At 69.7% G+C, this 16,558-nt stretch carries 16 protein-coding genes; 14 read left to right on the top strand and 2 right to left on the bottom strand.

The features are described 5' to 3' along the window. The first annotated feature begins 75 nt into the window (after positions 1-75). Complete coding sequence (locus AB0D31_RS19330) at positions 76-501, top strand: MarR family transcriptional regulator (RefSeq protein WP_362724296.1); 426 nt, start codon at positions 76-78, stop codon at positions 499-501. Positions 502-550: 49 nt separating this feature from the next. Here the strand turns inward: AB0D31_RS19330 and AB0D31_RS19325 are convergent, their stop codons facing one another. Further along, positions 551-2,674: an NAD-binding lipoprotein gene (locus AB0D31_RS19325; protein WP_362724294.1), complete on the bottom strand. Its 2,124-nt coding sequence runs from the start codon at positions 2,672-2,674 to the stop codon at positions 551-553. 1,863 nt (positions 2,675-4,537) lie between these two features. Between AB0D31_RS19325 and AB0D31_RS19320 the strand changes: the two genes are divergently transcribed. From AB0D31_RS19320 to AB0D31_RS19260, 13 genes are all read left to right on the top strand, one after another. Then, on the top strand, positions 4,538-5,272 hold the full coding sequence (locus tag AB0D31_RS19320; protein WP_362724291.1) for a hypothetical protein: 735 nt from the start codon (positions 4,538-4,540) through the stop codon (positions 5,270-5,272). 26 nt (positions 5,273-5,298) lie between these two features. Beyond that, positions 5,299-5,535 carry a hypothetical protein gene (locus tag AB0D31_RS19315; protein WP_362724288.1) on the top strand — a complete coding sequence of 79 codons (237 nt, stop codon included), beginning with the start codon at positions 5,299-5,301 and terminating at the stop codon, positions 5,533-5,535. 197 nt (positions 5,536-5,732) lie between these two features. Next, a complete protein-coding gene (locus AB0D31_RS19310; RefSeq protein WP_362724286.1) occupies positions 5,733-6,632 on the top strand; it encodes a hypothetical protein in 900 nt (299 codons plus the stop codon). Between the two features lie 226 nt (positions 6,633-6,858). Beyond that, positions 6,859-7,335, top strand: coding sequence for a hypothetical protein (locus tag AB0D31_RS19305; RefSeq protein WP_362724284.1), 477 nt, complete (start codon positions 6,859-6,861; stop codon positions 7,333-7,335). Further along, positions 7,281-8,075: a DUF6177 family protein gene (locus AB0D31_RS19300; RefSeq protein ID WP_362724382.1), complete on the top strand. Its 795-nt coding sequence runs from the start codon at positions 7,281-7,283 to the stop codon at positions 8,073-8,075. Before AB0D31_RS19305 ends, AB0D31_RS19300 begins: the two co-directional genes overlap by 55 nt. Before the next feature lie 197 nt (positions 8,076-8,272). Then, a complete protein-coding gene (locus tag AB0D31_RS19295; RefSeq protein WP_362724281.1) occupies positions 8,273-9,565 on the top strand; it encodes an alpha/beta fold hydrolase in 1,293 nt (430 codons plus the stop codon). A 44-nt stretch (positions 9,566-9,609) separates the two neighbouring features. After that, positions 9,610-10,248, top strand: coding sequence for an MBL fold metallo-hydrolase (locus tag AB0D31_RS19290; RefSeq protein ID WP_362724278.1), 639 nt, complete (start codon positions 9,610-9,612; stop codon positions 10,246-10,248). A gap of 30 nt (positions 10,249-10,278) precedes the next feature. Next, positions 10,279-11,058: an exodeoxyribonuclease III gene (locus AB0D31_RS19285; RefSeq protein WP_362724275.1), complete on the top strand. Its 780-nt coding sequence runs from the start codon at positions 10,279-10,281 to the stop codon at positions 11,056-11,058. A 144-nt stretch (positions 11,059-11,202) separates the two neighbouring features. After that, positions 11,203-11,628, top strand: coding sequence for a DUF6278 family protein (locus tag AB0D31_RS19280; RefSeq protein ID WP_362724273.1), 426 nt, complete (start codon positions 11,203-11,205; stop codon positions 11,626-11,628). A 153-nt stretch (positions 11,629-11,781) separates the two neighbouring features. Further along, complete coding sequence (locus AB0D31_RS19275) at positions 11,782-12,525, top strand: amino acid ABC transporter ATP-binding protein (RefSeq protein WP_362724271.1); 744 nt, start codon at positions 11,782-11,784, stop codon at positions 12,523-12,525. A gap of 22 nt (positions 12,526-12,547) precedes the next feature. Continuing rightward, a complete protein-coding gene (locus AB0D31_RS19270; RefSeq protein WP_362724268.1) occupies positions 12,548-13,450 on the top strand; it encodes a glutamate ABC transporter substrate-binding protein in 903 nt (300 codons plus the stop codon). Positions 13,451-13,457: 7 nt separating this feature from the next. Beyond that, on the top strand, positions 13,458-14,102 hold the full coding sequence (locus AB0D31_RS19265) for an amino acid ABC transporter permease (RefSeq protein WP_362724265.1): 645 nt from the start codon (positions 13,458-13,460) through the stop codon (positions 14,100-14,102). After that, positions 14,099-14,983, top strand: a complete 885-nt coding sequence (locus AB0D31_RS19260; RefSeq protein WP_362724263.1) for an amino acid ABC transporter permease — start codon at positions 14,099-14,101, stop codon at positions 14,981-14,983. The genes AB0D31_RS19265 and AB0D31_RS19260 overlap by 4 nt, the downstream gene beginning before the upstream one ends. A gap of 270 nt (positions 14,984-15,253) precedes the next feature. On the opposite strand, the gene AB0D31_RS19255 is transcribed toward AB0D31_RS19260, so the two are convergent. Next, positions 15,254-16,423 (bottom strand): Ig-like domain-containing protein, encoded by a 1,170-nt coding sequence (locus AB0D31_RS19255; protein ID WP_362724380.1) that lies wholly within the window; start codon positions 16,421-16,423, stop codon positions 15,254-15,256. Positions 16,424-16,558: the final 135 nt, after the last annotated feature.

The raw sequence follows: 16,558 nt of genomic DNA, 5'->3' as shown, positions 1-16,558 counted from the left end.
ACACCTAAACTGTACACCCCTGTTACACACCTTACGTGTACAGCATGGGTGTGGGTGTGTGGGTAGGCTGGCGCCATGGACGACACCCAGCTGGCCGAAGAACTCCGTCTGGCCATCGGCCGCTTGGTGCGTACGGTCCGTGCCGCCGACACAATGCCCGCGGGTGAGGCCGCCGTCCTGGGCTATCTGGACCGCGGCGGCCCGCTGACCACCGCCGACGTCGCACAACAGTGGGGCGTCAGCCACCAGTCGGCCGCGCGGGCGGTCAAAGACCTGCAGGCGCAGGGCCTCGTGCGTGCGGAGGCGCACCCCAGCGACGGGCGCAAGGTGTTGCTGAGCCTCACCCGGGCGGGCCGCGACCGGCTGGCCGAGGAGCGCCGACGGCGTACGGGCTCGCTCGGCACCGCGATCAGTGAAGCCCTCGCCCCCGACGAGCAGAAGGCGCTCGCCAAGGTACTGCCGCTGCTGGCGCGCCTGGACGCGCACCTGAGGTCCGGATGAGCCCCGGGTGCGCGGCGGTTCACGCCGTCGCTCGTCCGGGCCGGGCGGGTCAGCGGTCGGCCGCGATCACGATCACCCAGTCCCGCGCCGTCAGGAGAACCCGATCCCGCTTGTCGGGGTTGAGCCGCACACCGTACGCCGGGCCCCGCGCGGAACGGGCGCTCAGCCGGTATCCGACGGCGCACTCCCGGCGGCGCCGCGCCGAGGCGACCACGGTGGCGAAGGTGACCTCCTCGCCCGGCAGGACGTAGTCCGCCGCGGGCCTCAGGTACAGCTCGTTCCCCTCGGCCGTGAACAACTCCTCGAAGAGCGCGGCCAGATAGGGGCTCTCCGAGATCTGGCACATGAGGAGGCTGATGAGGCGGCCGCTCACGATGAAGTCGGCGCCCTCGCGCGCCGGTGCGAGCAGTCGGTTGCGGTCGTCGGACATCTCCGTCGTGAGGGGGATCTCCCGGCCCGTCGCCTCCTCGATCGCCCGCAGATGCAGCAACGTGACCAGCGTCCTGTCGTCCACGTCCGGGCCCGCCTGGGCGGAGTTGAGGGCACCGGCAGGCGCGTCGCCCGGGTCCGCGATGACGATGACGCTGTCGAAGGACGGTACGTCCAGGGCGCCGAGGACGACCGGGCTCGTGATGTCCGCGCAGTGCAGGGTCACCTCCATGGGCCCGCGTTGCGCCGCGAAGTCACAGGCGCCGCGCAGGGTCGCGTCGTCCCCGAGCGCGACGACGTCCAGGGTGGTCCCGGGGCCCGCGTACGAGGCGAGCTCCGCGACGATGAGGGGGGCGCGACGGTTCCAGCCGAGCAGCAGCAGCCGTTCGGGCCGCGCGGATTCGGGGGCGGCCGTGGTCATGGCCGCCGCGTCGACGTACGGCGTGGCGTCCTCGAGGACCGCCGTGTCGTCGTCGCGCGAAATGACGATGACACGGTCGTCGGCGGCGATCGTGGTCTCGGCGACCGGGTTGAGGACGACCGTGTCGTCGGCGCGCAGCAGACCGACCACCGAGGACGTGGTGAACGCCAGAAGGGCGTCCCCGAAGGTGCGGCCGGCCAGGGCGTGGGCGGGCACGGAGTAGAACTCGTCGCCCGCGAAGTCGAGCAACTCTTGGTAGACGAGCGAGAGTCCGGGCTGGCGAGCCGTCTGCACGAGCAGGCGGGCGACGATGTCATCGATGGCCAGCACACGACCGCGCGGCCCGGCGGCCAGGGTGGCGGTGAGGCGGTTACGGGTGTCCCGGACGGCCGCCACCACGACGGCGAAGGCGGGTTCGGCGCTGTCGGTGGGGGCGGACCGGCCGGCGCCGCGACCGGTGCCGGTGCTGTTCTGTCCGCGACCGCCCCCGGTGCTGTCGGCGCCGCGACCGCCCGCGGTGCTGTGGTCGCCATCGCCATCGCCATCGCCGTCACCGTCGTGGTCGTCGAGGGGATCGGGGCCCTTGATCCCCTCATCGCTCGTCGCGTCGGCGCCCGGCGGCGGCGCGTTGAGGGCCAGGAGGGTCTTCACCACGAGGGCGTCACCGTCGTCCGTACCGGGCGGCAGGACGAGAACGGCCTTCGCGGTCCGCGGGCTGACCCGTGCGAGCACCGCCGGATCGGTGGTGCAGCCGTTGCGGCAGACGATGGTCGTGGTACGTGTCGCAGTGATCCGGGCGCCGATCTCGCCCTCCATCTCCACCTTGTCCTTCGCGGCGAGCACGGCGATGGCGGCCCTCGGCTGGTTGGAGTTGGCCGACACCAGTTCCGCGATGACCGGGAAGATCTGGTCGGACCAGCCCAGGACGACGGTGTGCCCCACCTCCAGGACCGTGGAGTGCCCGAGCCGCAGCTCCATGATCCGCTGGTTGAGCCCGGTGGTGATCAGGCTGACCAGCGTCGACACGAACAGCAGCGCCACCAGGGCGAGCAGCACGGACGCCAGCACATACAGGGGCGAGCCCACGGCCCCGCCCAGCTTCAGCGTCTGGCCGACGCTCACCCACACGGCCACCAGCTGCCCGGTGAAGGTGGCCGGCGGCCGGCGGTCCGTCCGTACGAGCAGCACGCTCACCGGAACGACGGCGCACAGACAGACGAGCGTGAGCCAGCCGATGAGGGCGGACGTGCTGCGCGATACGAGCGTGTCGAACCGGTACTGCACGCGCCGCCAAAAAGACGCCAGATACCCCAACCGCACCACGCCCTCCGCCCGCCTTTCGGCCCCCACCTCGGCCCCCCGCTTTCCGGTATCGCGGGCAGCCCGACGATCACCGTGTCGCTCACGGTAAGGAGGGCCGGGCGAGGGGAACCGTGGAACGTGGCGGCCCTCACCCAGACGTATGAGCCGCACCGACCCGAAGGGGTGAGCGGGGCGGTGCGCGCGAGGACGGGCCGCCCGACGCCGGCCGACCGGGCCGCGAGCCGAGTCGCATGCCCGGTAGCATCTCCGGCCGCGTATCCAGCCGCATGGCCAGGCATCGGCCCTTGCGTAGACGGGACGCAGACCGGGACGTGGGCCGGGACGTGGGCCGGGACGTGGGCCGGGACGTGGACCGGGACGACGCGCACCGTCACGCAGGCCGGCTCGCAGAGCGGGGGACGCAGACGCGCGCACAGATCGGCGAGCAGGCACGATGAGTGCGACAACAGGTAAAGCTGCAGGTCAGGTGCTCGGCGGGGGCTCCGTGAAGGACCCGCACGGTGTCCGATAATCACCTGTCACAGCCCATATGGGTTCCTTTCCCTCAGGCGTCCCCGCATTGCGATGTTCACGTCCGTCCATAGCCATCGCGCCCAACTGGTGCACCCGGGCCCGGCCTTTCGAGGGAGAGGGCCCCGGGCCCGTGGCCGTGCCGTCCCGGCGGCCGGGGCCGGGACCGGGCCTCTGTGGTGGCGTCGGCTCAGGAGTGATGCCGTACGAAGCCCATGTGGGCGAAGCGTTCGCCGTCGCGCGGGGCCCGGGCCCAGAAGCGGGTGGTGAACGTGGGGAGGCTGCCCTCCGACAGGGCGAAACAGGGGAGCGAGAGGCCCAGTTCGGCGTGGAGGGCCTCAACAGGCGTACCTCCGAACCCAAGTGAGGCCCCGGTGAGCCGATGAAACGCGCGGGGTCGAGGGCGCTGGGTATCGGCCCCGAGCGTTCGATGTCGTTGCCTCGTACCGTGAACGCCTGGTTGCCTGCACCGGGCGCACTCAGTTCGGCACCCTCATCGCCCATCAGAGCGGGCAGGCCGGCGGGGTCGGCGCCTTCGATCCAGATGCAGCGGTACGCCGCGAACGGCTGCCCGTATATCCCGGTCGTCGTCAGCCAAGTGAGACCCGGCGGGTCGAGATCGGGCGACGGCTCGGGAGTGGGCCCGAACTCGCCGCCGCGCGGAGTCGCGAGGATCTCGCGCCCGCGCTGGGGGGTGATCAGCGACCCCAGTACCGGATCGGCGAGCAGACCAAGGGGCGCGAGTAGCAGAGGCCCGGGTGGTATCCACTGAGAGAGCGCGGCGCGCAGCGTGCGCCATGCGGCGTCGGTCGCTCCCCACCGGGCCGTCTCCCGGGCCTCGTCGACGGCCCGGCCCCAGGCACCAGGCGGCGCATAGCGATGGGTGCCGTCGCGCAGTGCGTTCAACAGGCCCTCGGCGATGCCCCGATCGACGCCACGCGCGGCCATCATCCCCAGCCAGTGGTCGTCGCCGCCCAGACGCCATTCGCCGGAGGCCGCTTCGATGGCCGACACCGCAAGGAGCTCGGGCATGTAGCAGGGGTCGGCCACCAGGGAGCCGTAGCCAGGGCGACATCGACCCCAAGTGGCACCGCGACAAAGCGAAGATGGACGCTCACAACGCGCTCATGCACGAGGTGGCAGCGACGGTACGCGCCTTCCAGGACGCCGAGGTGGCGACCGCCGACAGGATCACGTCCGTGGTCGGCGGAACCCAATGGCGCCTTTGCGAATGGCAGCGCCAAGCAAAGCAATCCCTACGGCTTCAGCGAGGGGCAGCTCGACGGGGACGCCGAGCTCCCCTGGGACACCCCGGAGCACTATTCCCAACTGCCCTTCGGACTTGACTGGCACATGCAGCAGTTCGGCGAGAGCGTAGGCGAGAACATCACGGGGGCCGTCACTGGCCTGGTCGATTTGTTCCGCCCCGGCGAGAAGGGGCAGGCAACCCGCAAGGGCCTGTTCATGACGATCGTGGGCGCTGAGGACTACCTGATGGACCCTGACGGCAAGCGCCCAAAGGCCCAGGTCATCACTGAAAGCCGCGCCTATGCGAAGGAGTTCGGCAAGTCGTTGGTGGGCTGGGACGACTGGAAGACCAACCCGGGCAAGGCAACGGGCACCGTCGTCTTCAACCTCCTCACCTTCGCTTCAGGGCCCTTGGGCGCAGCCTCGAAGGTAGGCAAAGCCGGCGAAGCGGCTTCCGTCGCCGCCCGCACGGCAGGCGTGGTGTCCAAGGTGGGCGAGGTCCTCGACCCGATCGGCGCGACCGCGAAGGTCGTCGGCACCGGCGTCCGCGCTCTGCCCAAGGTGTCCGAGCTCGCCAAGAACATCGCCGCCGTCACCAAGGCGACCTCCGAGGCCCACGGCGTGCACAGCATCATCGACCTGAAGGGCGGCTCAACTCCACGTCGGCGATGGCGAGTTCACTATCAGCAAGGACGGGATCCCCAACACCAAGCCCGCCCCGCACGAACTCCCAGCCGACCAGCGCATCCCCTCCACCGCACCGGTACACGAGCCCGAACTCGCAGGAGTCGGGGCGCGCACTCCGGAAGCCAGCCACTCACACGGCAACCAGGCGGGTGAGGCCCTGGCACCAGGCAGCGCAGGACATGACCGTCTTTCACGACATCTGGGGCTGGTTCGACTTTGCCGGGCGTCCGCACCCCGGGGTGCAGGAGCGGAACGCGCCACGGCTGGCCGCAGCTCTCACCGATCTCAACCCAATGCTCGGCGTCAACGCCGAGCCTGGAGAAGCAACTTACTTTGGGATCTCGGGCGATCTCGGAGTGGAAACGCCCGACGCACTTGAGGACGGTTCCGGTCCCGACGTCACGGACAGGCTCTGACGTTCCAGTCGGCAGCAAAAGACAACAGTAGTCAACTCGTTCCCGCCAGGCGCAGAGGTCGATCCAGGAGGTGAGCTGTGATTACAACGCTCCCCGTCGGTAGCTGGTCCTGGGAGACCCAAAGCTCGCCGTCCGGCAGCGACTTGGCGGTGCGTTGCGCGCGGCAGGCCCTCCGTGCGTGGCTGGTCCTGAGGAGCGTGGGCATCGGCGTCGATCACGATGCCCTGTGCGACATCTCCGTGCGGGACGGGATCAGCGGTACGACGGCCGTTATCCGGCGTGGGCTACGCGTCCCGGCGACGGGGGACATTCCGGCTGATACTGAACTGTCCCACGTCTTGCGCTTGGTGGCCCCTGATGAGGCGTCGCGGGTGTCGGTGGATCTGTCCATTCCTGGTGTCGTTCTGCGTGAATGCGTTCCTCACAGCGTGGAGAGGCTCTTCATGGTCTCTGCCGATGCCTGGGCAAGTGGCGCGGGAACCGTAACGCTTCGCACCTTCGGCGATGCCGGGATGTCGCACGACCTCCGCGGATGCAGACAACCCGGGGTGCAGGAGGAAACCGCACCGCGCCTCGCGTCTGCGATCACCGGCATCACACGCCTCCTCGATGCCGACGTGGTCCCCGGGGACACCACATCATTCGGTGTTCCGTCAAAGGACGGGTTCGACGATCTCCCCGATGAAGACCCGGATCTGCTGGACTCCTGGTACATGTTCGAAGTTCCCCGGCGGACGGACCGGCTCCTGCAGCAACTGCCGGAGGGCGGTCCGCAGTTCGACAATGTCACCGAATCGCCGGTCAACTTTTTCGAAGTTGCCAGCGGTGGAACAGCCATCGGGTATCTGTGGGCATCCGCGTCCGACGACGCCGCTGGATACGAACCACGCACTCCCATGGGCGAGGCGGCGCTCGATGCCGCCGTCGAGTGGTTGGGTCGCCTCAGCGAGGCGAAGGCACGCGGCCTGTCCCCGACGCGGGCACTGCATGAACTGGCCTTGTCACGCGCAGATACACGGGGTGGCGCTGTCACCCCGGGTTCGTTGCGGACGGCTGATTCGCTGGAGGACCTCCAGGACCTTTCAGGGCGGGAATGAAGCGCACTCAAGCGGTTCGCTCACAAATCGATGCCACCACCCTGATGTCCTCTGTCCACGGACAGCAGGGCGGCGCGCATACGTGACCGGCGACCGCGCCGGAGGTCGACATTCCCCCAGCCTCCTCCAACCACCCGGCCGCCGCATCCTCATCCGCGACGGCAACCCCCACCAACTCGTCGAGCCCTCTGCGCGACGACGCCCACCGACCGGAAGAACCCCAGCCGTGACCAAAGACGTCATCGCCCTCACCCCCGCCATGCCCGACCCGGCCTCCCTCCTCGCCGGCCTGTATGCGGGCGGCCCCGACCTCACCGTCAACACCCTCGCCGACGGCGCGGTCCTCCAGCTCTGCACCCCCGACGGCATCCCCCTGCTCTCCGTCGAGGCCCCGCACCTGGTCCACCACCCCCACGAAGCCCACCGCCTCCTCGGCGCCCAAGTTCCGCTCCCCGACGGCCCGTTCTGGTGGACTGAGGCCCGCGCCACCGGCGCACTTCCCGGAGCCGAGCACCTCGCCGCCTCCTTCGCCGGGCGGCTCACTGCCGTCCTCGGCGGTGCCGTCTGGCCCCCCGACGCCGCCCACACCGAAGTCGTCCCGCTCTCCTTCCCAATCAGGCTCCCGCCGGTCAGCCGCCGGCGGCCGACATCCACACCGACCGGGCGTCCGTCGTCGTCCAGGACCGCTCCATCATCGCGCTGACCACCTGGCTCTCGAACGCACTCGCCGAAGCCGCCGACCGAGGCCGGGAGCTGCAGATCGTCACCCCGCCCACGAGCCGCCTGGCCCTCCCCACCCGTACAGCCCTGGCCGTCGGCCCGCGCCGCTGGGTCGTCCAACATCCCGAGACCGGCTACTACGACGGACTGCGAGGCACCCGACTCCACTGGAACGACGGCGCCTTCACCGAGGAACACGGCCCCGACGGCACGCCCTGCGTCGCCGCGCCCTTCACGACTACCATCGGCGCCCCCACCCCAGAGGGCGAGCGCCAGGTCGCCTTCGCCCTGCGTACAGTCCACCCCGCCACAGCCGACCTCGTCCTCGGCGGCGCACTCGAAGCCACCTGGCAGCACCTCACCGGTGCCCCACCCACGGGCTGGGGCACCGCCGAACCCGTCAACCTTCCCTGGTCCAAGCGCGAGTTGACGGAACTCGCACGCACCCGCGCCCAGAAGGGCGCCCCCACCGTCCTCATCACCCTCGGAACCCCCGAACAACCGGCCATCGCCACCACGCGGATCGCCCACACCCCCGCGGGTATCCAAACCGGACCACGAGAACGAACATCGGGCCCGCGCCGAGGTAAGCCGTGCACTGGGTGGGCTGGGTGGCCGTACCGGTCGGGGTGGATCTTGCGGAACTCGCAGAGGCAGCAAATAAAGCCTGATCGTTCGGCATTCAACCTAGTCGCTCCAGGCCGGGACCCCGCGTCGGACTGACTTGGGTGTCAAAGGACTCCAGCACTGCGGTCCTACCGTCCTACCGACTGGCTTCCTGACGGGCGCGAAACCGTCTTCGACGGCCCGGAGCTGTACCTGGACGTTCAACGGTTCCACCGGCGCCCGGACCTGCCGTCGCGAGAGAGCCAAGCACCCCGGCGATGTGACTTTTTGTGACTGATGAGAGGGTCGGGCGGGTGAGCGAGACACCGAAGAACACCCTGCAATACCGCGTTGACGGGCCAGAAGACGCTCCTGTCCTGGTCATGGGGCCGTCGCTGGGGACTACCTGGCACATGTGGGACCGCCAGATACCCGAGCTGGCCGCCACCTGGCGCGTGGTGAGGTTCGATCTGCCGGGGCACGGCGGGGCGCCCGCCGAGCCCGCGCACTCCGTGGCCGAGCTCGGGGACCGGCTGATCGCCACCCTCGACGGGCTCGGCGTCCAGCGCTTCGGCTACGCCGGGTGCTCCATAGGTGGCGCGATCGGCGCCGACCTGGCGCTGCGCCACCCGCACCGCGTCGCGTCGCTGGCCCTGGTCGCCGCCTCGCCCCGGTTCGGCACCGCCGACGAGTACCGCCAGCGCGGTGTGATCGTCCGGGCCAACGGCATGGACCCGATGGCGCGCTCCGCGCCCGAGCGCTGGTTCACCGCCGCGTACGCCGCCGCCCAGCCCGCCATCGTCGAGTGGGCCGTGCAGATGGTCCGCACCACCGACCCCGCCTGTTACATCGCGGCCTGCGAGGCGCTCGCCGCGTTCGACATCCGGGCCGAGCTCGGCCGGATCACCGTGCCCACGCTCGCCCTGGTCGGCGCCGAGGACCGGGTGACCGGGCCCGGCGAGGCCCGCACGCTGGTCGCGGGCGTCCCCGGCGCCGGTCTCGCCGTGGTGCCGGGCGCCTCCCACCTGGCCCCGGTCGAGCAGCCGGCCGCCGTCACCGACCTCCTCGTACGCCACTTCTCGACGGCGTGGCAGGAGACGCTCACCGCCATCACCGTGCCGCCCGCCGTGCCCGCGCCCCTGGCGCCCCCGGTGGCCGGGGTCCCGCTCGGCCCCGAGGCCCCGGCCGATACGGCGGCCCCCGCGCAGGTCGAGCCCGCAGGAGTCGCGGACGCGTACGAGCGCGGCATGAAGATCCGGCGCGAGGTCCTCGGCGACGCCCACGTGGACGCCGAGACGGCCGGAGCCGACTCCTTCAGGAGCGACTTCGACGAGGTCACGACCCGCCACATGTGGGGCGAGGTGTGGTCGAGGGACGGCCTCGACCGGCGGACCCGGGCCGCGGTCGCCCTCGCCGCGCTCACCACGGGCGGCCATCTGGACGACCTCGCGGCGCACACCCGGGCCGCGCTGCGCGCCGGACTCGCCCCGGACGAGATCAAGGAGATCCTCCTCCAGACCGGCGTGTACTGCGGCGCCCCCGCGGCGAGCGCCGCCTTCCGGGTCGTCGGCGCGGTGATCCTTGAGGAAACGACCCCGCGCGGATGACCTGATTCCGTGTCCGTGCGCCGGGCCGGGAGCAGGATGGGTCCATGAGTCTGCACCTGACCAAGAAGACCCACGCCTGCGTCCAGCTCAGCAAGGACGGCCGCACCCTCGTCATCGACCCGGGCACGTTCAGTGAACAGGACGCGGCGGTGGGTGCCGACGCCATCCTCGTCACCCATGAGCACCTGGACCACTTCAACGAGGAGCGGCTGCGGGCCGGCCTCGAAGCCAACCCCGCCGCCGAGCTCTGGACCCTGCGCAGCGTCGCGGAGAAGATCTCGGCGGCCTTCCCCGGCCGCGTCCACACCGTCGGCCACGGCGACACCTTCGAGGCGGCCGGGTTCGACGTCCAGGTCCACGGCGAACTGCACGCCGTGATCCACCCCGACATCCCGCGCATCACCAACATCGGCTTCCTGGTGGACGGTTCGGTCTTCCACCCGGGCGACGCGCTCACCGTGCCCGACCACACCGTCGACACCCTGATGCTTCCGGTGATGGCCCCCTGGAACAAGATCTCCGAGGTGATCGACTACGTGCGCGAGGTCAAGCCGCGCCGCGCCATTGACATCCACGACGCCCTGCTCACCGACCTCGCCCGGCCCATCTACGACTCGCAGATCGGCGCGCTCGGCGGCACCGACCACGCTCGGCTGACCCCGGGGGAGTCGACCCATCTGTGACTGTCAGTGCCGGGCGGTAGGTTGGGCTCCATGCGTATCGCCACCTGGAATGTGAACTCGATCACCGCTCGGCTGCCCCGTCTGCTGGCCTGGCTGGAGAGCAGCGGCACCGATGTGCTGTGCATCCAGGAGACCAAGACGACGGTCGAGGGCTTCCCCGCCGCCGAGCTGCGTGAGCTCGGCTACGAGTCCGCGGTCAACGCCAGCGGCCGGTGGAACGGGGTGGCCCTCGTCTCCCGGGTCGGCCTCGACGACGTCGTGCTCGGGCTGCCCGGCGGCCCGGACTACGAGGGCGTGGAGGAGCCGCGCGCGATCTCGGCGACCTGCGGCGGCGTCCGCCTCTGGTCGGTGTACGTGCCCAACGGCCGCGAGGTCGAGCACGACCACTACGCGTACAAGCTGAGCTGGTTCGCGGCCCTGAAGGCGGCCGTCGCCGAGGACGCGGCGGGCCCGCGCCCCTTCGCGGTGCTCGGCGACTACAACGTGGCCCCCACCGACGAGGACGTCTACGACCCGGCCGTCTTCGAGGGCCTCACCCACGTCACCCCGGCGGAGCGCGCGGCGCTCGCGGCCCTGCGCGAGGCCGGGTTGACCGACGTGGTGCCCCGCCCGCTGAAGTACGACCGCCCCTACACGTACTGGGACTACCGACAGCTGGCCTTCCCGAAGAACCGGGGGATGCGCATCGACCTGGTCTACGGCAACGAGCCGTTCGCCGGTGCCGTCAAGGACAGCTACGTCGACCGCGAGGAGCGCAAGGGCAAGGGCGCGTCCGACCACGCGCCGGTCGTGGTGGACCTCGACGTCTGAGCCGGGCGGCACCGCCCCGGCGCCGGGCACCGACCCGCCCGCGCGGTGGCCCGGCGCCTGAGGCGGTGTCTGGCGGATCATGGCCGGGGGGCACCCTGCGTGCCCCGTAGTGCTACTGACCGTTCAAATGGCAGTGTGGATCGTATGAACTTCCTCCAGAACTGGCGAAGGCGGCACCCGGCGGCGTCCGTGGCGGAGATCTACCGGGAGGACCCGCAGGGCGTCGCGGAGGTGCTCTCGGAGTGTGAACTGCTGCGCACCAGGGCCTGGCAGAACAGTCTCGAACTGGACGACTCCCCGGCCTCGTTGGACGCGCTCGACCAGCTGACCCCGCGCTGGCGCGAGGATCCGGAGGAGCTGCCCTGGCTGGGCAACGACGCGGGTCTGTATCTCGGCACCGTCATCGTCCGCACCGTCCCGGGCGCGTGCTGGGACGTATGGCCCAGCGGGCAGCCCGTGGTGCGGCTCGCCTCCGGCCGTGAGATCGACGTGGTGGACGCGGGCCTGACCTGGGCGGCGACCGGTGCTCCCGAACTGTTCCAGGTCTACGCCGAGGCCGCGGAGGCCTGACGCGGTCGGCGCGCCGGGCGGCCGCGCGCCCCTCCGCGATGCTCCGGCCAAAATACGGTTTATGCCCTATTCGCGCGTGTCGAGATGAAGTCCCTTACCGGGCTGGATAGTTTGCGCTGACCTCGACACAGCGATGAGTGGGCAGGACAGTGTATGGCCGTCGATCCGTTGATCGAGCTGCGTGACGTCAACAAGTACTTCGGGACGCTGCACGTCCTCCAGGACATCAACCTCACCGTCGGCCGCGGGGAGGTGGTGGTGGTCATCGGCCCGTCCGGCTCGGGCAAGTCGACGCTCTGCCGGACGATGAACCGCCTCGAAACGATCGAGTCGGGCTCCATCGCCATCGACGGCAGACCGCTCCCCGCGGAAGGCAAGGGCCTCGCCCAGCTCCGTGCCGAAGTCGGCATGGTCTTCCAGTCGTTCAACCTCTTCGCGCACAAGACCGTCCTCGCCAATGTCTCGCTGGCCCAGACGAAGGTGCGCGGCCGCAAGAAGGAGGAGGCCGACCAGCGCTCCCGTGAGCTCCTCGACCGGGTCGGCCTCGCCGCGCAGGCCGAGAAGCTCCCCGCCCAGCTCTCCGGCGGCCAGCAGCAACGCGTGGCCATCGCCCGCGCCCTCGCCATGGACCCCAAGGTCATGCTCTTCGACGAGCCCACATCGGCGCTCGACCCGGAGATGATCAACGAGGTGCTCGAAGTCATGCAGCAGCTGGCGCGGGACGGCATGACCATGGTCGTCGTCACCCACGAGATGGGCTTCGCCCGCTCCGCCGCCAACCGCGTCGTGTTCATGGCGGACGGCCGCATCATCGAGGACCGCACCCCCGACGCCTTCTTCACCAACCCGCAGAGCGACCGGGCCAAGGACTTCCTCTCCAAGATCCTCAAGCACTGAACGGGGGGTGTACGCAACGATGATGGCCACACGCCGCGCGCTCGCCGCGCTGCTCCTCGTCCTGGCCCTGGCCGGCTGCGGCAAGTCGGGCAGCCCGCCGGTCAAGGGCCCCAAGGCCGAACTGCTGCCGCACTACACGGTCGCCAAGGACGTCAGCCTGCCCGGCTCCTCGGTGTGGCGGCGCGCGAAGAGCCGCGGCCACCTCGTCGTCGGCGCCAAGGAGGACCAGCCCTACCTCGGCGAGAAGGACCCGGCCACCGGCGTCTACACCGGCTTCGACATCGAGATCGCCAAAATGATGTCCGCCTCGCTCGGCTTCGATCCGGCGACCATCCAGTTCAAGACGATCGCCTCCGCCAACCGCGAAACCGCGCTGCAGAACGGTCAGATCGACTACTACGTCGGCACCTACACCATCAACGACAACCGCAAGAAGCTCGTCGGCTTCGCGGGCCCCTACTACCTGGCAGGCCAGGGCCTCCTGGTGCGCACGGACGAGGACAACCTCACCACGCCCCAGGACTTCGACGGCAAGCGGGTGTGCTCGGCGGCCGGTTCCACCCCGTACCAGCGGATGGAGAAGGACTACCCGAAGGTCGACATGGTCGCCTACGACACCTACTCGGTGTGCGTGGACAACCTGCTCACCTTCCAGGTCGCGGCCGTCACCACCGACGACACCATCCTGAGCGGCTACGCGGCCAAGGTGCCCGACGAACTCAAGGTGGTCGGCAAGCCGTTCTCCAAGGAGCCGTACGGCGTGGGCGTGCCCCGGAGCGACAACACGCTGCGGTTCTTCCTCGACGACGCCATCGAGGCCCACGAGAAGAACGGCGACTGGAAGAAGGCGTACGCCGCGACGCTCGGGCTGTCCGGGCGCCCGCCGGCCCCCGCGCCGCCCATCGACCGCTACCCGGCGAGCTGAGGCCGCAATGGACGTACTCACCAAGAACTTCTCGCTGTACGGCAAGGGCTTCCTCGGCACCGTCGAACTGACCGTCTACGCCTCGGTCCTCGCGCTGGTGCTCGGCTTCGTCATGGCGTCCTTCCGGGTGTCGCCGGTCGGCTCGTTCCGCGCGCTCGGCACGGTATGGGTGGCCGTGCTGCGCAACACGCCGCTCACCCTGCTCTTCTTCGCCGTACTGCTCGGCCTGCCGCGGTTCGGCCTGGTGCTGCCCTTCCAGCTCTTCGCGGTGATCGCGCTCGGCTGCTACACCTCCGCGTTCATCTGCGAGGCGTTGCGCTCCGGCATCAACACCGTGCCCAAGGGCCAGGGCGAGGCGGCCAGAAGCCTCGGGATGACCTTCGGCCAGACCCTGTCGGGTGTCGTGCTGCCGCAGGCGTTCCGTTCGGTGATCCCGCCGATCGGCTCCACCCTGATCGCGCTCGCCAAGAACTCCGCGATCGCGGGGGCGTTCAGCGTGACCGAACTCCTCGGCACGTACAAGACGTTGAGCGAGCTCGGCTACAACATCATCTGGACGTTCGTCTGGATCGCCGTCGGCTACCTGATCATCACCCTCTTCATCAGCGCCGTCTTCACCATCCTCGAAAAGCGCTGGGGAGTCGCCCGATGACCGCGCCACTGGCCACGGATTCCACCGCCCTCTACGACATCCCGGGGCCGAAGACCCAGCAGCGGCACCTGGTCTACGGGATCATCTCGACGATCCTGATCCTCGCCCTGATCGGCTGGGTCCTGTATCTCCTGTTCGACACCGACCAGTTCACCTCCGCCAAATGGACGCCGTTCGAGTACAAGGGCATCCAGGAGCTGCTGCTCCGCGGGCTCGGCAACACCTTGCGGGCCTTCGCGTTCGCCTCGGTGCTCTCGCTCGCGCTCGGTGCGGTGCTCGCCACCGGGCGGCTCTCCGACCACCGGCCGGTGCGCTGGCTGGCGACCCTGCTGGTGGAGTTCTTCCGCGCGATGCCCGTCCTGGTGATGATCTTCTTCATCTTCGTGGCGCTGAAGGTGCAGCCGCTGCCGGCTCTGGTGGCCGGTCTCACGCTCTACAACGGCTCGGTCCTGGCCGAGGTCTTCAGGGCCGGCGTCAACTCCGTGGAACGCGGCCAGAAGGAGGCGGCATTCTCTCTCGGCATGCGCAAGGCACAGGTCATGACGTACGTGCTGGTCCCCCAGGGGATCAGGGCCATGCTGCCGACCATCATCAGCCAGTTGGTGGTCGCCCTGAAGGACACCTCGCTCGGCTATCTGATCACCTATGAGGAGTTCCTCCACGCGGGGAAGCTCATCGCGTCGAATCTCGACTACGATTTGCCGTTCATCCCCGTGGTGATGGTGATCTCACCGATCTACATCGGGATGTGCATGCTGCTTTCCTGGTTCGCCACCTGGATGGCCAGGAGACAGAAGCGCAATCCCAAGACGGAGGCCGTGGACGTCGCACCGGCCGAACCAGGGACGCTGCTGCCGAGGGGGCCCCTACAGGGCCCTTGAGGCCCGGGGGGAGCGCAGCAGCTCAGGGGCCATGCCCGCCCGGCAGCAGCCGGTGATCACTTCTCGCGGAGCGGCACCGTCAGAGATGACGGATCCGACGCGGGCGAGGAGAAGGTCAGCTGTGTGCCGAGCGGGTTGTGCTCGATGCGGAGCGGGCCCACGTCGCGAAAAGGCGCGACGGGGGCCGCTCTCCGCAGAGCCCGGCGGTGCGGGCCGGCTCCCGAAGACCCGCCCCGTGCCGATCGGCGGGCCCGGTTCGCGGATGCCGGGTCAGCCGGCCGCGGGGGCGGTCAGGGCACTCTTCGCCTTCCACGCGTCGTACGGCAGGTTCCACTCGCCATAGCCGTTGTTGAGGGCCTGGGTGCCCTTGGAGCCGTCGCCCGTGATCTCGAACGGGTCGCCGACCTGCACCGTCCCGTACACGTACTTGGCGTCCGCGTCGCTCATGCCGATGCAGCCCGAACTGTGGTTGACGGAGCCGAAGTAGTCGGCGTTCCACGGCGCGGCATGTGCGTACATCCCGGACCAGGTGAGCCGCATCGAGTAGTCGACCATCTTGTTGTAGGAGCTGCCGAGGCCCACGGTCTCGGAGTTCATGTTGATCGTGCCCTCCTTGGCCATCAGGACCGTCTTGCCGCGCCAGGACGCCTTGTCGCCGCCGGGGGTGCCCGCCGACATCGGGATGTCCTTCAGCAACGCGCCGTCGCGGTAGAGCTTGAGGCGGTGCGCGCTGAGGTCCGCCTCGACGATCTGGTTCTGGCCGATGGTGAAGTCGGTCTTGTAGTCCTTCACGAACCAGCCGCCCGACGTACCCGAGTCGACGCCGTTGAGGTCGGCTTCCAGGGTCACCTTGGTGCCGGACTTCCAGTAGTCCTTGGGGCGCCAGTCGACGCGGTCCTTGCCCGAGTAGTCCTGCATCCAGCCCCAGGAGCCCTCGGTGTTGTTCGAGGTCGTCACCTTCAGCTGCTTCTCGACCGCGGCCCGGTTCTTGACCGGGTTGTCGAAAACGATCGAGACCGGCTGGCCCACGCCCACCGTCGTGCCCTTGCCGGGCACCATGCTCACCTTGTTGACCTTGCCGGCGGCCGCCGTCGTGAACGCGGCCTGCGCGGTGGCGCCCTTGGCGTCCTTGGCCTCGACCGTGTACTTGGTGCCCGGAGCGGCGGAGCGCTCGGAGGTCCAGGACTTGCCGTCCGCGGCTATCTTGCCGGTGAGGGCGGAGCCCTTGGCGTCGGTGACCGTGACGCTGCCCAGGGTGCCGTCGGCCAGCGTGACCTTCACCGGCTCACCGGGCTTGGCCTGATCACCCGTCAGATTCACCACGATCTCCGGCTTCTTCGCGGCCTTGAGATCGCTCTTTCCGTCGCCCGACGAGGACCCGCCGCCCCCGCACGCCGTCAGGGCGGCGGCGAGAACCGCCGTTCCGGCGAGGGCGGCCATACGGACCGAGCGGCGGGAGACCGAGTGGCGGGAGGGGGAGGGGTGGCGAGTTGTGCGGCTCAACTGAAGGACCTCCGTTGCACATGCGTTTTCCATAGGTGAGAGTCACCAGCCGGACTTCAGGTTGCAGGACGC

Origin of the sequence: Streptomyces sp. NPDC048361, from assembly GCF_040651795.1 — a bacterium.
In the GTDB taxonomy this organism is placed as follows: Bacteria; Actinomycetota; Actinomycetes; order Streptomycetales; family Streptomycetaceae; genus Streptomyces.
The sequence above is the reverse complement of the archived record's forward strand: the minus strand, read 5'-3'. Positions and strand labels throughout refer to the sequence as shown.

What these genes read in the sequence shown, in the direction of transcription:
- AB0D31_RS19330 (WP_362724296.1), top strand. Translation starts at nt 76, where the DNA reads ATGGACGACACCCAGCTGGCCGAAGAACTCCGTCTGGCCATCGGCCGC.
- AB0D31_RS19320 (WP_362724291.1), top strand. Translation starts at nt 4,538, where the DNA reads ATGCAGCAGTTCGGCGAGAGCGTAGGCGAGAACATCACGGGGGCCGTC.
- AB0D31_RS19315 (WP_362724288.1), top strand. Translation starts at nt 5,299, where the DNA reads ATGACCGTCTTTCACGACATCTGGGGCTGGTTCGACTTTGCCGGGCGT.
- AB0D31_RS19290 (WP_362724278.1), top strand. Translation starts at nt 9,610, where the DNA reads ATGAGTCTGCACCTGACCAAGAAGACCCACGCCTGCGTCCAGCTCAGC.
- AB0D31_RS19285 (WP_362724275.1), top strand. Translation starts at nt 10,279, where the DNA reads ATGCGTATCGCCACCTGGAATGTGAACTCGATCACCGCTCGGCTGCCC.
- AB0D31_RS19280 (WP_362724273.1), top strand. Translation starts at nt 11,203, where the DNA reads ATGAACTTCCTCCAGAACTGGCGAAGGCGGCACCCGGCGGCGTCCGTG.
- AB0D31_RS19275 (WP_362724271.1), top strand. Translation starts at nt 11,782, where the DNA reads ATGGCCGTCGATCCGTTGATCGAGCTGCGTGACGTCAACAAGTACTTC.
- AB0D31_RS19270 (WP_362724268.1), top strand. Translation starts at nt 12,548, where the DNA reads ATGGCCACACGCCGCGCGCTCGCCGCGCTGCTCCTCGTCCTGGCCCTG.
- AB0D31_RS19265 (WP_362724265.1), top strand. Translation starts at nt 13,458, where the DNA reads ATGGACGTACTCACCAAGAACTTCTCGCTGTACGGCAAGGGCTTCCTC.
- AB0D31_RS19260 (WP_362724263.1), top strand. Translation starts at nt 14,099, where the DNA reads ATGACCGCGCCACTGGCCACGGATTCCACCGCCCTCTACGACATCCCG.
- AB0D31_RS19255 (WP_362724380.1), bottom strand. Translation starts at nt 16,423, where the DNA reads ATGGCCGCCCTCGCCGGAACGGCGGTTCTCGCCGCCGCCCTGACGGCG.